The organism is Klebsiella sp. Sb-30, from assembly GCF_057652795.1.
Genome location: NZ_CM172749.1, coordinates 5,148,241 through 5,162,477 on the forward strand (window position 1 = coordinate 5,148,241; position 14,237 = coordinate 5,162,477).

Below are 14,237 nucleotides of genomic sequence, written 5' to 3' on the forward strand. Positions count from 1 at the left end.
ATGACAACCGCCCTGACGGGCGGCTGGTTACTCTTCTTTGCTCCCCGCTTCTTCAGCGGCGGCATCCTCGTCACGCGTCAGACGTTTTCCGGTATAGAAACGCGCAAAGAAAACCCCGATCTCAAACAAGCAGTACATCGGAATCGCCAGCAGCGTTTGCGAGAAGACATCCGGCGGCGTCAGCAGCATGCCGACGACGAATGCTCCCACCAGCACGTACGGCCGCTTCTTACGCAAATCTTCCGGGGTCGTGACGCCCATCCAGCACAGCAGCACGATCGCAACCGGCACTTCAAACGAAACGCCAAAGGCGATAAACAGCGCCATGACGAAATCGAGATAGCTGCGAATATCCGTCGAGACCTGCACGCCCTCCGGCGCCGCGTGGGTCAGGAAACCAAACGCCAGCGGGAAAACGACAAAGTAGGCAAACGCCATACCGATATAGAACAGCAGCGTACTGGAAACCAGCAGCGGCATAACCAGCCGACGCTCATGTTTATACAGCGCCGGGGCAACAAACGCCCAGACCTGGTAAAGAATAACCGGCACCGACAGAATCACCGAAACCATGAAGGTCAGTTTGATCGGCGTAAAGAAAGGGGAAGCCACGTCGGTGGCGATCATCGTTGCACCCACCGGCATCTGCCGGATAAGCGGTGCGGAAACCAGCTGATAGATGTCGTTGGCGAAGTACACTAACGCCAGAAAAATGACCAGTATCGCGATGATGCTATTGATCAGGCGCTTGCGCAGCTCAATCAAATGCGAAATTAGCGGTTGAGTATCTTCTACGCCCATTTTTACGGTTTATCACTCGATGCAGGGGAGGAATCGGAAGCTGTCACGGCAACTTTTTCTTTGGCGACCGGGAGAGGGTCAGGCTGCGCAGCCAGCTGCTCTGACGCCACGCTCTCTTCTGCGGCTGGAGCGTGAACGGGCGCGCTGGCCTGATGTTCAGCCGTCGCCGGCGTAATGTCCTGGCGCTGCGCTTCACTGCCCTTCACTACCGGGTTATGAATCGTGTTCGCTTCGTCGCTCGCTTTCTCAGGATCGTGGGCGGTATAAGAACGTTTCATAGATTCAGCGGCTTCACGCAGCTCATCCATCGACGCTTTCAGCTCCGGCGTCAGGTTATCCAGGCTCGCCTTTTCCACTTTCTTCAGGCTTTCCTGGAACTCCTGCAGTTTTAGTTCCTGAGTGATCTCATTTTGTACGGTGGCCGCCAGCGATCGTAGCGTACGAATCCAGCTGGCCACCGTTTTTACCGCTACAGGCAATCGCTGTGGCCCCAGAACAATGAGGCCAATAACGAACACCAGCAGTAGTTCACTAAAACCGATATCGAACACGAATTACACCTGCTCTTTGTCGTGGCGTTTTGTCTCGTCTTTTTTCGCATCATCCGGCTTATCGGCGATCGATTTCGCCGTGAAATCTGCATCCGGAGCAGACTTTTCAGGTTTTTCATCATCGCTCATGGCCTTTTTAAAGCCTTTAATCGATGCACCCAAATCTGACCCCAGCGAGCTCAGCTTTTTCGTCCCGAAAAGCAGAACCACAATGACGACAACAATTAATAACTGCCAAATACTGATACCACCCATACACATTCCTCTATGACAGATGATGAATTATTAGGACGCATTATACACGTCATCCCACAAGCCGCCTCTTTGTCAGGCCGCTCGTATGACTTCGCGCAACAACGAATGCGCGGTGATAAAGGCGCTTCCCATCAGTGCGTTTTCCGCCAGCCAATCAGCCAGGACACCGCGCCAGCGGCCATCAGCCAGCCTGGCATCATGCCCCATTCCGGGCGGTGGATAAATAACAGCGTACCACTCAGTAACAGAACCGCGCCTATACCAAACAGATAACGGGACTGCCCCTGACGAACATGTCGCACCTGGAAGTCGCGCACGATGGTATCCACGCTGGTCTGCAGCTGTTTGCTTTGCTGCAAAGTCTGGTACACCAGCTCAGGTATTTCCGGCATTCTTTCGATCCAGAACGGCGCTTTTTCTTTAAACGCACGCACCAGCGCCGGAATGCCGACCTGATCTTTAATCCACGACTCAAGGAAAGGTTTCGCCGTTTTCCACAAGTCTAACTGAGGATAGAGCTGGCGGCCTACCCCTTCTACGTAAAGTAATGTCTTCTGCAGTAATACCAGCTGCGGCTGCACTTCCATATTGAAGCGCCGGGCGGTGTTAAACAGGTTCAGCAGCACATGACCAAACGAGATCTCAGCCAGCGGCTTCTCGAAGATCGGCTCGCAGACGGTGCGAATAGCAAACTCGAACTCTTCAACATTGGTATCCGCAGGAACCCAGCCTGAATCTACGTGCAGCTCGGCGACTTTACGATAATCGCGGTTGAAGAACGCAATGAAGTTTTCCGCCAGGTAGCGCTTATCTTCTTTGTTCAGCGACCCCACGATACCGCAGTCGATCCCGATGTACTGGGGGTTCTCCGGATGGTCGTAGCTAACAAAAATATTGCCTGGATGCATGTCTGCGTGGAAGAAGCTGTCGCGGAACACCTGGGTGAAAAAGACCTGCACGCCGCGTTCCGCCAGCAGCTTCATGTTCGTGCCCTGCGCTTCCAGCGCCTCCACGTCGGAAACCGGGATCCCGTAAATCCGCTCCATGACCATCATGTTTTCGCTACAGTAATCGGAGTAGACCTCCGGTACATATAGCATCGGGCTGTCTTCAAAGTTGCGCCGCAGCTGAATGGCGTTCGCCGATTCACGCAGCAGGTTAAGTTCATCCAGCAGCGTTTTTTCGTATTCGCGAACCACTTCCTGCGGGCGCAGGCGGCGACCGTCGGGCAGTAAACGCGGCACCCAGCGCGCGAGACGATAGATAAGCTTCATGTCCGCTTTAATCACCGGCACGATATCCGGGCGGATCACTTTGATAACGACCTCTTTACCGTTTTCTTTCAGCCGTGCGGTATGGACCTGCGCAATAGAGGCCGATGCCAGCGGTTCAATCGAGAAATCGTCAAACCAGGCCTCTACGGGAAGACCGCCCATCGCCTGTTCGATCTGCTGTTTTGCCAACCGGCCATCGAAGGGCGCTACGCGATCCTGCAGCAGCGCGAGCTGATCGGCGATTTGCGGCGGGAACAGATCGCGGCGGGTGGAGAGCATCTGGCCGAACTTGATCCACACCGGCCCCAGCTCCTGCAGCGCAAGGCGTAGACGTTCGCCGAGAGGTTGGTTTTTATGACGATTCGGCATCCAGAACAGCATCCGCCGCCCGATACGCAGCGGCAGCGTGATACGCATTTTGGGAATGAGCTCATCAAGCCCATAGCTCAAAAAGGTGCGGATAATAAGATACAGGCGCCGTAATTCTCCTGGCGTCATTTGCCCTCCAGCGTTTCCAGCCGTTTTTCCAGTGCGGAAAGCGCGCGTTCCACAGCCGCGGTCTCTTCGCCAAACCAGGCCATTTCCAGCGGCCCAGGCGCCATACGCCACTCTTCGGTCAGCGCTTCAGCGACATACCGCTGCTGACGCTGAGCGCCGTGCAGCAGAAAACGAGCTCCGGAGCGAAAGACCTTACTGACCCCTTCCGCAACGATATCGCCGGTGTAAGGCGCCAGCAGCTCAGCCGGATCGAATTCCGCCAGGTCACATAGCGCCACCGTGTTCTGCACCACCTGCAGGTCGCCCTGCACTTCCAGATCACCGCTGCGAATAAGCGCCGTGAGCTGTTGACGGTTGCGCAGCTGTGGCAGCACGCTGAGACGAGTAATGACGGTACAGTCGGCATCGCCTTCCCAGGTCCCCAGCACATCCACCTGACGCTCGCTGAAGACCAGCACAACCGGCGTCGACAGCTCCTTCAGCTCAACGCGCAGCACCTTCCCCAGCAGACGCTGGCGAGCAGGTTTTAACGCTTTGTCGCGCCAGAGAAAGGTATTGAGGGCGGTTTCAATGCCAGCGGTAACCAGTGGTTTGAAAGGCATGCGATCCCTCCTGTCAGAACTTATAACCGCGGTGCAACGCAACGATACCAGCCGTCAGGTTGTAGTAGTCGACGTTTTCGAAACCGGCGTCCTGCATCATGGCTTTCAGGGTGTCCTGATTCGGGTGCATACGAATAGATTCCGCCAGGTAGCGATAGCTTTCACCGTCTTTGGCAACCAGTTCCCCTACGCGCGGCAGCACGTGGAAGGAGTAGGCATCATAGGCTTTGCTGAGCGGCTCAATAATCGGTTTCGAGAACTCGAGCACCAGCAGACGACCGCCCGGCTTCAGGACGCGATACATTGAACGCAGCGCCTTTTCTTTATCGGTGACGTTACGCAGGCCAAATGAAATCGTGATGCAGTCAAAAGTGTTGTCGGCAAACGGCAGCGCTTCTGCGTTAGCCTGAACGTATTCAACGTTGCCGACGATGCCGATGTTGCGCAGCTTTTCGCGCCCCATTTTCAGCATAGAGTCGTTGATATCTGCCAGCATGACGCGCCCCGTTTCACCCACCAGGCGAGAGAACTTCGCCGTCAGGTCGCCGGTACCGCCGGCCAGGTCCAGAACGGTCTGTCCACGGCGTACGCCGCTGCAATCGATGGTGAAACGCTTCCACAAACGATGAATACCGAACGACATCAGATCATTCATAACATCATATTTTGCGGCCACAGAATGGAATACATGTGCCACCATGTCCGCCTTCTGCTCTTTGGCTACCGTCTGAAAACCAAAGTGCGTCGTTTCTTGTGAATCCTCAACCATCTCAATGCCTGCTTATCAAGAAAATGTTCGCCGAGTGTAACAGATTCAGCGCATTTCCCATACGGTTCAACGCGGCATAGAGGACTCGCCGGACATCGTCTCATCGGCCGGATCGGAGGTAAATTCGTTATCTTCAAGCGCTTTTTCGTCTTCTTCAGAACGATATTCGTCATCCTGAGCCGTTGCCTGATCGACTAAATCAGGATTAATCCCGCGCTTCACTTCAACGCCAAGACCGCGGAACGCTTCTGCCTGCACCAGCAGATTTCCGCGCCCGGAAGCAAGCTTTTTCATCGCCTGGCGATAGTTATCCTGGGCTTTATCCAGGCTCTGCCCGATGGCGGACATATCATCAACGAACAGTCGCATTTTGTCGTACAGACGACCTGCGCGCTCAGCGATTTTCTGCGCATTGCGGCTTTGATGTTCATAACGCCAGAGATTGGCAATCGTCCGCAGCGCCACCAGCAGCGTCGTCGGACTGACCAGCATAATGTTGTTCTTCAGCGCTTCGCTGATAAGTTCAGGCTGGCGGTCGATAGCCAGCAGGAAAGCCGGCTCCACGGGAATAAACATCAGCACATAGTCGAGCGAGCGCAGGCCCGGCAGCTGTTGATAATCTTTACGTCCGAGCAGGCGAATATGGTTACGCACCGAGGCGATATGCTCCTGCAGCGCCGCCTCGCGGGTGTAGTCATCTTCGGCATTGAAATAGCGTTCGTAGGCCACCAGCGTCATTTTGGCATCAATGACCACGTCTTTCCCCTGCGGCAGGCGAACGATGACATCGGGCTGCATGCGCGAACGACCTTCTGTTTCGATGCTGACCTGGGTCTGGTATTCATACCCTTCGCGTAGCCCGGAAGCTTCCAGCACGCGGGTTAGCACCACCTCTCCCCAGTTACCCTGCGTTTTGTTATCCCCTTTCAACGCCCGGGTCAGGTTCAACGCCTCCTGCGCCATCTGCGCGTTCAGCTGCTGCAGATTGCGGATCTCATGGGCCAGCGTATGCCGCTCACGCGCCTCCTGGCCAAAACTGTCCTGCACCTGGCGGCGGAAACCGTCCAGCTGTTCACGCAGCGGCGTCAGCAGGCCATGTAAACTCTGCCGGTTCTGCTCATCGACGCGCCGGTTGCTGTGTTCGAAAATGCGGTTTGCCAGGTTTTCAAACTGCTCGCTCAGACGCTGTTCGCTGTTCACCATCTGGCGGATTTTATCCTCGGCGTGGATCCGGGTAGATTCAAGGCGGGTGGTGACTTCGCGGAGATCGGCCTCCAGAGAGCTATTGATATCACGCAGGCTGCGCAGTTCGTTATTCAGCAACTCACATTCATCGCGCCAGTGGGCCTCCTGCACCAGCTGCTGGCGCGCGGCGCTGAGCTCGATATCCAGTTCACGGCGCTCCTCGATAAGGTCGGCGCGAATTTGGTCAGCTTTGGCTTTGGTCGCCAGCCACCCTGCGACCAGCCCTACGGCCAGCGCCACGATGGCACTTATCACAATCGAGATATCCACAACGCCCCCTGCGGCAACAACTTACGGCACAAAAATAGAATTGTGCTGTACAAACGTCCAGTTTAAAAGAGATTTCCTGCGAGGCGCAGCGCAAAAAAGAAAGGCCGGAAGATCCGGCCCTGGGTGGAGAGGCGAGGAATTACAGCAGACGGCGAGCCGCTTCGACGACGATTTTTACCGCGTGGCTTTCGGTTTGCTTCATGGTTTCCGCGTTCGGAATTTCCTGCTGGGTACGGTTGACGATAACCCCGGCAACCATCCCGGCACGCAGCCCCTGGCTGGCACACATGGTCAGCAGAGTCGCAGACTCCATCTCGTAGTTCATGACCCCCATTGACTGCCACTCTTCCATAGAACCTTTAAAACGGCTGACCACGCGACCGGAGAAGGTGTCGTAGCGCTCCTGGCCCGGGTAGAAGGTGTCAGATGATGCGGTCACGCCGATATGGGTGGTCGCGCCGATCGATTTGGCCGCTTCAACCAGCGCAGTGGTGCAGGCAAAGTCAGCCACGGCCGGGTATTCCATCGGCGCAAAGTGCAGACTCGCGCCATCGAGACGTACGGATGCGGTGGTAACCAGCACGTCACCGACGTTAATGTGTGGCTGGATAGCGCCGGTGGTGCCGATACGCAGGAAGGTACGAATCCCCAGCTGCGCCAGTTCTTCAACGGCGATGGACGTTGACGGGCCGCCGATACCGGTAGAGCAGACAATGACCGACTTGCCATCCAGTTCGGCACGCCAGGAGGTAAATTCGCGGTGAGATGCCAGCTTGACCGGCTTATCCATCAGCGCGGCGATCTTTTCCACACGCTCCGGATCGCCAGGGACGATAGCCAGCGTAGCCCCTTGTAAATCGTTTTTGGTGAGGCCGAGATGAAAAACATCAGACTTAGACATAAAAAACTCCTCTGTGGGTCGAATTATCAGCAGAAGCAAAACGGTACTTTACAGAAGCTACCCGCTTAGTTTTGTGACAAAAATCACCATGAACAAAAATCATTGCAATGATTTTCCATCAAAAAGTGATAAACATCACATTAACAAGTTATATTCATCGTGTCTGAACAAAAGATAGCCTGTTTCAGGCACTGTGCTTTGTTAACGTCCGGTCGATAGCGTCTATAGTTATCGATGCGCTAATAAATAAGGGTACGGAGAATACCATGACCACAACCAAGCAACCTGGCTTTGCGCCTGCAGCCACGCCGCACGCTTCTACCGCCGTTCATACCTCGGAGGAGAGCATCATCACAGGCGAAACGTCGATCCCCACTCAGGGAGAGAACATGCCGGCCTATCATGCTCGTCCGAAGAACGCCGATGGCCTGCTGCCGGTCGTTATCGTTGTTCAGGAAATTTTCGGCGTCCATGAACATATCCGCGACATTTGCCGCCGTCTGGCGCAGGAGGGATATCTGGCTATCGCACCAGAGCTCTACTTCCGCCAGGGCGATCCGAATGACTATACCGATATCCCCACCCTGTTCCAGGAGCTGGTCAGCAAAGTGCCGGATGCGCAGGTGCTGGCCGACCTCGACCATGTCGCCAGCTGGGCCGCACGCCACGGAGGCGATGCTCATCGTCTGCTGATCACCGGCTTCTGCTGGGGTGGACGCATTACCTGGCTTTATGCCGCCCATAACCCGCAGCTGAAAGCCGCCGTCGCCTGGTACGGGAAGCTGGTCGGGCAGAAAACCCTGAACTCAGCGAAATATCCGGTGGATATCGCCGTTGATCTCAACGCGCCGGTGCTGGGGTTGTACGGTGGCAAAGACGCCAGCATTCCGCAGGATACGGTGGAAACCATGCGTCACGCGCTTCGCGCGGCCAACGCCAAAGCGGAGATCATCGTCTACCCGGAAGCCGATCACGCCTTTAACGCCGATTATCGCGCCAGCTATCATGAAGAATCGGCCAAAGACGGCTGGCAGCGTATGCTGGCATGGTTTGCGCAGTATGGCGGGAAGCGCGCGTAAGCCGCTATCGGTTGCCGATATGGCGGTTAATCATATCGGCGATCGTTCCGTCACTCTTCCATGCCGCCAGACAACCACAGACAAATTCATAGTGCTGTAGCCGGTTTCGGGGAACGCAAATCGCTTGCTGTATCTGGCTGAAACTATCAGGCAGGAGGCGATACTGGGGATGTTCCCGCGCCACGCTGGCAAGCGGCTGACGGATCCCGGCAACCATCTCCCCTTCCCCGGCGATAAACGCGCGGATCGCCTCCTGGGAGGTAGCGTACTGCTGCATCGCCGCATGGCGTAGCGTTCGAATCAGATACAGTTCATAGGCCGCCCCTCTCCCGACGTTAATCGTTACTCCCGGGCGATCCATCGCTTGTACGGAGTGAATATCGCTGTCGTTTCTGACCAGCACTGAACTTTCAATCGTGACATACGGCGGGGTGAAGCACAGTTTGTCTTCACGAGCGGGATCAATCGCCAGGAAAGCAATATCCCACTGGTCCAGCAAAGCTACATCAACCACTTTCCCGGCCGTCGGCCAGGTCACAAATCGCGCCTCGCAACCGCATTCCGCGGCCAGTTTTTTGGCTAACTCGGCGGTGATGCCACCCGGGGTATTATCCGGCAATAACGTGGCGAGAACCGGGTTCCCCAGATTAATAGCAAAACATAAGGACCGCTGCGGATCGTCGAGCCTGGTCATCATTCTCCCCCGGAAATGTCTGTGCTTGCTCAGTGCAGCTAAGCGTAGCCCAGCCGCAGGCACTCCGCAGGTTAGACGGGACATTTGCCAGCACGAAAGAGAAAAGAAAAAGAGAAAAGAAGAGGAGGCCTGGGCCTCCTCCGGGACGAGGGTTAACGGAGTTATGCCTGACGCAGATTCTGCGCGGCTTTCACCATGTTAGCCAGCGCGGCGCGGGTTTCCGGCCAGCCGCGAGTTTTCAGGCCACAGTCCGGGTTGACCCACAGACGCTCTGCCGGGATACGCTGCGCCGCTTTCTCCAGCAGTGCTTCAATCCACTCCACGCTCGGAACGTTCGGCGAATGGATGTCATACACGCCCGGTCCGATTTCGTTCGGGTATTCGAACTCTTCAAACGACTCCAGCAGCTCCATGTCAGAACGCGAGGTTTCAATGGTGATCACGTCCGCATCCAGCGCGGCAATCGAATCCATGATGTCGTTGAACTCGCAGTAGCACATATGGGTGTGGATCTGGGTATCATCCCGCGCCACCGCGGCATTGATCCGGAAGGCTTCCACGCCCCACTGCAGATAAGCATCCCAGTCGCTACGCTTGAGCGGCAGTCCTTCACGCAGCGCCGGCTCATCAATCTGGATGATACCGATACCGGCCGCCTCCAGATCCGCCACTTCGTCACGCAGCGCCAGCGCAATCTGTTTGGCGATGGTTTCGCGACTGACGTCTTCACGCGGGAATGACCAGCAAAGAATCGTCACCGGACCGGTCAGCATGCCTTTCACCGGCTTGTCGGTCAGCGACTGGGCAAACTTCGCCCACTCAACGGTGATTGCTTCCGGGCGACTGACATCCCCGATGACCACCGGCGGCTTCACGCAGCGGGAGCCGTAGCTCTGTACCCAACCGTTTTGCGTGAAGATGAACCCGTCGAGGTGCTCACCGAAGTACTCCACCATGTCGTTACGCTCGGCTTCGCCGTGAACCAGAACATCTAGCCCTAAACGTTCCTGCTCAACAATCGCCTGCTTGATATGCTCCGCAATACCGGTGCGATAGTGGTTGGCATCGAGATTGCCTTTTTTGAAGTCCAGACGCAGGCCACGGATCTCGGTAGTCTGTGGAAAAGAGCCGATGGTCGTGGTCGGCCACGCCGGTAGATTGAAGCGCGTACGCTGCGCCCTGGCGCGTTCAGCATATGGGCTGTTGCGCTGGCTGTCCTGAGCGGTAATGGCCGCCAGACGTTTTTCTACCGCCGCATTATGTACGCGGGTAGAGTGACGGCGAGCCTGAATCGGCGCGCTCCATTCAACCAGTTTTGCGGTCTCGCCGCTATTCAGCGCATCGCGCAGCAGGGCCAGCTCGGTACATTTCTGCAGGGCAAAAGCGAACCAGCTTTTCACTTCCGCATCGAGACGGGTTTCCACGCTCAGGTCGATCGGGCTGTGCAGCAGGGAGCATGAGGTCGCGATCCACAGCGCACGCTGGCCGACGATGTCTTTAATTTGCGCATACTTCTCCGTCAGATCGGCGCGCCAGACGTTACGGCCGTTGATCAGGCCCGCAGAGAGCAGCCAGTCGGCTGGCAGACGCCGGTGCAGATCGGCCACATCATCTTTACCGTGAACCAGGTCAACGTGCAGACCCTGCACCGGCAGCGCGGTGATGGTGTCGAGGTTGGCGGTGATGCCTTCAAAGTAGGTGGTCAGCAGCAGCTTAACCTGACCTGCGAGCGCGTCATACGCCGGTTTGAACGCCTCCAGCCACGCCTGCGGCAGTTCCAGCACCAGAGCCGGCTCGTCAATCTGTACCCACTCGATGCCGCGTTTTGCCAGCTCTGCCAGCACCTGCTGGTAAACCGGCAGGATATCCTTCAGCAGGCTCAAACGGTCAAACTGTTCGCCTTTGACTTTGCCCAGCCACAGATAAGTGACCGGCCCCAGCAGGACGGGTTTAACCTTATGACCAAGCGCCAGCGCTTCGTCCACTTCATCCAGCAGCTGGGTCCAGGTCAGTTTGAACGCCTGCCCTTTTACAAACTCTGGCACCATGTAGTGATAGTTGGTGTTAAACCATTTGGTCATTTCTGCCGCTGCCGCCGGTTCGCCGGTCGGCGCACGGCCGCGGCCAATGCGGAACAGGGTATCGATATCAACCGAGCCATCTTTGTTCTGATGACGAGCCGGCACGTTACCCAGTAGCAGGCTGGTAGTCAGAACATGGTCGTACCAGGCGAAATCACCCACCGGCAGCAGGTCAACGCCCGCCTGCTTCTGCTGCTCCCAGTGACGGGCGCGCAGCTCGCGGCCCACCGCCAGCAGTTCTTCGCGGGTTGAGTTACCCGCCCAGTAGCTCTCTTGCGCTTTTTTCAGCTCGCGACGTAGACCAACGCGAGGGAAACCGAGGGTGTGATTAATAATTGTCATTTTTTGAGCCTCATGATTGCAATCCGAAAGATTTCGGATTCAGGGAAGGCGGCAAACTTGCTCATCCCCAGGAACTTACTGAAGTAAGTGACCGGGGTGAGGAAGTGCGGCCAACGCACCATAAATTCGAAAGATAAAGGATTTAGACGTCCAGATGTTTACACATCCATAATTGGCGGTTACTGTATATTCCTCAAGCGCAAATTATTCATGCCGAAGTGAAGGACTTTCATGATCGAAATAAAACACCTGAAAACGCTACAGGCGTTGCGGAATAGCGGGTCGCTGGCAGGCGCTGCGGCAGCTCTGCATCAAACTCAGTCCGCCCTGTCTCACCAGTTCAGCGATCTGGAACAACGCCTTGGCTTCCGCTTGTTTGTGCGTAAAAGTCAGCCTCTGCGCTTCACCCCACAGGGGGAGATCCTGCTCCAGCTGGCAAACCAGGTTCTGCCGCAAATCAGCCGCGCGCTGCAGGACTGCCACGAGCCGCAGCAAACCCGTCTGCGCATCGCTATCGAGTGTCATAGCTGTATACAGTGGTTGACCCCGGCGCTGGAGAGTTTCCGCGCCCGCTGGCCGCATGTCGAAGTGGATTTTCAGTCCGGCGTAACCTTTGACCCGCAGCCAGCTCTGCAGCAAAGCGAGCTGGACCTGGTCATGACCTCGGATATCCTGCCGCGTAGCGGCCTGCACTATTCGCCTATGTTCGATTTTGAAGTTCGCCTGGTGCTGGCGCCGGAGCATCCGCTGGCAGCGAAAACGCGCATCTCGCCGGAAGATCTGGCATCGGAACTGCTGCTGATTTATCCGGTTCAGCGCGGTCGCCTGGATATCTGGCGCCACTTCCTGCAGCCGGCCGGCATCAGCCCGCAGCTCAAAAGCGTCGACAATACCCTGCTGTTAATTCAGATGGTCGCCGCGCGGATGGGCATCGCCGCCCTGCCGCACTGGGTGGTGGAAAGTTTTGAGCGCCAGGGTCTGGTCGTCACCAAAACCCTGGGCGAAGGACTGTGGAGCCGACTGTACGCCGCGGTACGCGACGGCGAGCAGCGCCAGCCGGTCACCGAAGCGTTTATTCGCTCAGCGCGGAATCACGCTTGCGATCATTTGCCGTTTGTCCGGAGTGCGGAGCGACCCAACGGCGATGGACCCACAGTGAGGCCAGGATCACCAGAGCTCCTGTAATAAAGCTCGGCCAGTGGGGCTGTTCTTGCCAGATGGCAAGGTTAACCAGCAGCCCGGCGGGGACATGCACGTTATTCATAATGCCCAGCGTTCCGGCATCCACCTGCGTAGCCCCGTAGTTCCACATAAAGTACCCCAGCCCCGACGCTGCCACGCCCAGCCAGACCAGGACCCCCCACTGTAGGGTTGTGGTTGGCAGCCTCTGCGGATTGCCCAGCATAAACCAGGCCGCCACTGCCACCAGGAAAGCCCCCATATAGAACCACGCAAACGCGTTGTGCTGCGGCATAGGACGTAGCTCCATCAGCCGCTTATAGCCCACCATTCCGATAGCAAAGCTAAGGTTCGACAGCTGAACCAGCAGCAGCCCCGTCCAGAAATGATCGCTCACTTTGTCATAGCGAATAATGGCCGCGCCCAGCACCGCCAGCCCCGCGCTCAGCAGATATCCCCAGCGGAGCTTGCGTCCGCTGAGCAGATCGTAAATCAGCGTGATATAAAGCGGCGTAAAGACGGTAAACAGCAGGAATTCAGACACCGTCAGGTACACATAGGCGCGGAATGCCAGCAGGTACATGATGCCAAGCTGCATGGCGCCGACCAGCATGTAGAGCACGATAGTACGCGGCGATTGCCCGCGGGTACGCAGAAACGGCAGAAACACCAGTGCCGCCAGCCCCACGCGCATTAGCACGGAAAAGTAGCTATCGACGCTGCCAGCCAGGTATTCGCCTATCAGGCTAAAGGAAAAAGCCCACAGGATAGTGGTAATAATCAGTAGCGCCACAATGAATGTCTCTCAGGAAGAAGAGCACTCATTGTAGCGGAGAGTCAGGTTGACGACTGGGCAATAAACAAACAGTCGTCAATCTTTATCAGGCGAGATAGAGCTTACGCAGATAGTGCGGCACCGCATCGTCAGCGTTGCTGCCGATCACTTCCAGATCCGGATGCAGGTCTTTCAGCCGCTGGTGAGCATTCTGCATAATGCAGCCTTTTCCCGCCATCGACAGCATTTCTGCGTCGTTCATGCCATCACCAAAAGCGATGCAGTCTTTCAGGCGATAGCCCAGCATTTTAGCGACCGCTTCCAGCGCATGCCCCTTCGACACGCCACCGGCCATCACTTCCAGACAGGTCAGCGTGGAGAAGCTGACGTTCACGCGATCGCCCCAGCGGGCATTGATCGCCTGTTCCAGCGGCAGCAGATGCTCATGATCCTCGCAGGTGAAAAACACTTTGCTGATCCCCTGCGGATCAAGCTCGCCCGCTTCGTAGAGCTGATAGTTGAAGACGGCCTCTTTGAAAAAACGCATCTCTTCCGGGCGGTGGCGGTTCATATACCACTCATCTTCGCGGTAGACGTTGGTCACCACTTTCGGGTCATTGCGCATCATTTCAAACAGATCGGCCGCAATGTCGCGGTCAAGGTTATGGGCAAAGATCTGTTTCCCCTCGCCGTCGTGCACGCGCGCGCCGTTGGAGGTGATCATGTAGGACCGGATGCCGAGATTATCGCGAATCTGACCGACATCGATGTAATGACGACCGGTGGCAAAGACAAAATCGATCCCGCGCGCGGTCAGCAGCTGCAGCGTCTCTTTTGCGTAGGGAGTTAAGTAGTGATCGGGAGAAAGCAGCGTGCCATCTAAGTCAGACGCAACAACCTGGTACATAAAAATTTTAACCT

The 14,237-nt window shown here is 56.5% G+C and carries 14 protein-coding genes; 2 read left to right on the plus strand and 12 right to left on the minus strand.

Annotated features, from left to right (window positions below; all coding sequences use genetic code 11):
- Positions 1 to 27 precede the first annotated feature (27 nt).
- The 8 genes from tatC to udp all read right to left on the minus strand — a co-directional run bounded on the left by tatC (position 28) and on the right by udp (position 7,166).
- Complete coding sequence (gene tatC, locus AC236I_RS24040; RefSeq protein WP_004869672.1) at positions 28 to 801, minus strand: Sec-independent protein translocase subunit TatC; 774 nt, start codon at positions 799 to 801, stop codon at positions 28 to 30.
- A 2-nt stretch (positions 802 to 803) separates the two neighbouring features.
- A complete protein-coding gene (tatB, locus tag AC236I_RS24045; RefSeq protein ID WP_118860561.1) occupies positions 804 to 1,352 on the minus strand; it encodes a Sec-independent protein translocase protein TatB in 549 nt (182 codons plus the stop codon).
- Between the two features lie 3 nt (positions 1,353 to 1,355).
- On the minus strand, positions 1,356 to 1,607 hold the full coding sequence (gene tatA, locus AC236I_RS24050) for a Sec-independent protein translocase subunit TatA (protein ID WP_004869668.1): 252 nt from the start codon (positions 1,605 to 1,607) through the stop codon (positions 1,356 to 1,358).
- A gap of 131 nt (positions 1,608 to 1,738) precedes the next feature.
- On the minus strand, positions 1,739 to 3,379 hold the full coding sequence (ubiB, locus tag AC236I_RS24055; protein ID WP_004869667.1) for a ubiquinone biosynthesis regulatory protein kinase UbiB: 1,641 nt from the start codon (positions 3,377 to 3,379) through the stop codon (positions 1,739 to 1,741).
- Positions 3,376 to 3,981 (minus strand): ubiquinone biosynthesis protein UbiJ, encoded by a 606-nt coding sequence (gene ubiJ, locus AC236I_RS24060; protein WP_004869663.1) that lies wholly within the window; start codon positions 3,979 to 3,981, stop codon positions 3,376 to 3,378. Before ubiJ ends, ubiB begins: the two co-directional genes overlap by 4 nt.
- Positions 3,982 to 3,994: 13 nt before the next feature.
- Entirely contained in the window at positions 3,995 to 4,750 is a 756-nt protein-coding gene (ubiE, locus tag AC236I_RS24065) for a bifunctional demethylmenaquinone methyltransferase/2-methoxy-6-polyprenyl-1,4-benzoquinol methylase UbiE (RefSeq protein WP_004869660.1), read from the minus strand.
- A gap of 66 nt (positions 4,751 to 4,816) precedes the next feature.
- Positions 4,817 to 6,265 carry a DNA recombination protein RmuC gene (rmuC, locus tag AC236I_RS24070; RefSeq protein ID WP_004869657.1) on the minus strand — a complete coding sequence of 483 codons (1,449 nt, stop codon included), beginning with the start codon at positions 6,263 to 6,265 and terminating at the stop codon, positions 4,817 to 4,819.
- 139 nt (positions 6,266 to 6,404) lie between these two features.
- A complete protein-coding gene (udp, locus tag AC236I_RS24075; RefSeq protein ID WP_004869655.1) occupies positions 6,405 to 7,166 on the minus strand; it encodes a uridine phosphorylase in 762 nt (253 codons plus the stop codon).
- A 266-nt stretch (positions 7,167 to 7,432) separates the two neighbouring features.
- On the opposite strand from udp, the gene AC236I_RS24080 reads away from it, so the two are divergent.
- Positions 7,433 to 8,245 (plus strand): dienelactone hydrolase family protein, encoded by an 813-nt coding sequence (locus AC236I_RS24080; protein WP_004869653.1) that lies wholly within the window; start codon positions 7,433 to 7,435, stop codon positions 8,243 to 8,245.
- Positions 8,246 to 8,249: 4 nt separating this feature from the next.
- On the opposite strand, the gene AC236I_RS24085 is transcribed toward AC236I_RS24080, so the two are convergent.
- Together AC236I_RS24085 and metE are read right to left on the minus strand one after the other, a co-directional pair.
- Positions 8,250 to 8,939 carry a transporter substrate-binding domain-containing protein gene (locus AC236I_RS24085; protein WP_004869649.1) on the minus strand — a complete coding sequence of 230 codons (690 nt, stop codon included), beginning with the start codon at positions 8,937 to 8,939 and terminating at the stop codon, positions 8,250 to 8,252.
- 161 nt (positions 8,940 to 9,100) lie between these two features.
- Positions 9,101 to 11,362 (minus strand): 5-methyltetrahydropteroyltriglutamate--homocysteine S-methyltransferase, encoded by a 2,262-nt coding sequence (gene metE / locus AC236I_RS24090; RefSeq protein WP_086817465.1) that lies wholly within the window; start codon positions 11,360 to 11,362, stop codon positions 9,101 to 9,103.
- Between the two features lie 231 nt (positions 11,363 to 11,593).
- Here metE and metR point away from each other — a divergent pair, with 231 nt between their 5' ends.
- Positions 11,594 to 12,547: an HTH-type transcriptional regulator MetR gene (gene metR, locus AC236I_RS24095; RefSeq protein WP_004869643.1), complete on the plus strand. Its 954-nt coding sequence runs from the start codon at positions 11,594 to 11,596 to the stop codon at positions 12,545 to 12,547.
- Here the strand turns inward: metR and AC236I_RS24100 are convergent.
- Together AC236I_RS24100 and yigL are read right to left on the minus strand one after the other, a co-directional pair.
- The gene (locus tag AC236I_RS24100) at positions 12,435 to 13,334 is read right to left on the minus strand and encodes a carboxylate/amino acid/amine transporter (protein ID WP_004869640.1); all 900 of its coding nucleotides are present in this window, start codon (positions 13,332 to 13,334) and stop codon (positions 12,435 to 12,437) included. The genes metR and AC236I_RS24100 overlap by 113 nt on opposite strands.
- An 88-nt stretch (positions 13,335 to 13,422) precedes the next feature.
- The gene (yigL, locus tag AC236I_RS24105) at positions 13,423 to 14,223 is read right to left on the minus strand and encodes a sugar/pyridoxal phosphate phosphatase YigL (protein ID WP_004869637.1); all 801 of its coding nucleotides are present in this window, start codon (positions 14,221 to 14,223) and stop codon (positions 13,423 to 13,425) included.
- Positions 14,224 to 14,237: the final 14 nt, after the last annotated feature.

What these genes read in the sequence shown, in the direction of transcription:
- metE (WP_086817465.1), bottom strand. Translation starts at nt 11,362, where the DNA reads ATGACAATTATTAATCACACCCTCGGTTTCCCTCGCGTTGGTCTACGT.
- ubiJ (WP_004869663.1), bottom strand. Translation starts at nt 3,981, where the DNA reads ATGCCTTTCAAACCACTGGTTACCGCTGGCATTGAAACCGCCCTCAAT.
- tatC (WP_004869672.1), bottom strand. Translation starts at nt 801, where the DNA reads ATGGGCGTAGAAGATACTCAACCGCTAATTTCGCATTTGATTGAGCTG.
- AC236I_RS24085 (WP_004869649.1), bottom strand. Translation starts at nt 8,939, where the DNA reads ATGACCAGGCTCGACGATCCGCAGCGGTCCTTATGTTTTGCTATTAAT.
- AC236I_RS24080 (WP_004869653.1), top strand. Translation starts at nt 7,433, where the DNA reads ATGACCACAACCAAGCAACCTGGCTTTGCGCCTGCAGCCACGCCGCAC.
- ubiE (WP_004869660.1), bottom strand. Translation starts at nt 4,750, where the DNA reads ATGGTTGAGGATTCACAAGAAACGACGCACTTTGGTTTTCAGACGGTA.
- tatA (WP_004869668.1), bottom strand. Translation starts at nt 1,607, where the DNA reads ATGGGTGGTATCAGTATTTGGCAGTTATTAATTGTTGTCGTCATTGTG.
- udp (WP_004869655.1), bottom strand. Translation starts at nt 7,166, where the DNA reads ATGTCTAAGTCTGATGTTTTTCATCTCGGCCTCACCAAAAACGATTTA.
- yigL (WP_004869637.1), bottom strand. Translation starts at nt 14,223, where the DNA reads ATGTACCAGGTTGTTGCGTCTGACTTAGATGGCACGCTGCTTTCTCCC.
- ubiB (WP_004869667.1), bottom strand. Translation starts at nt 3,379, where the DNA reads ATGACGCCAGGAGAATTACGGCGCCTGTATCTTATTATCCGCACCTTT.
- metR (WP_004869643.1), top strand. Translation starts at nt 11,594, where the DNA reads ATGATCGAAATAAAACACCTGAAAACGCTACAGGCGTTGCGGAATAGC.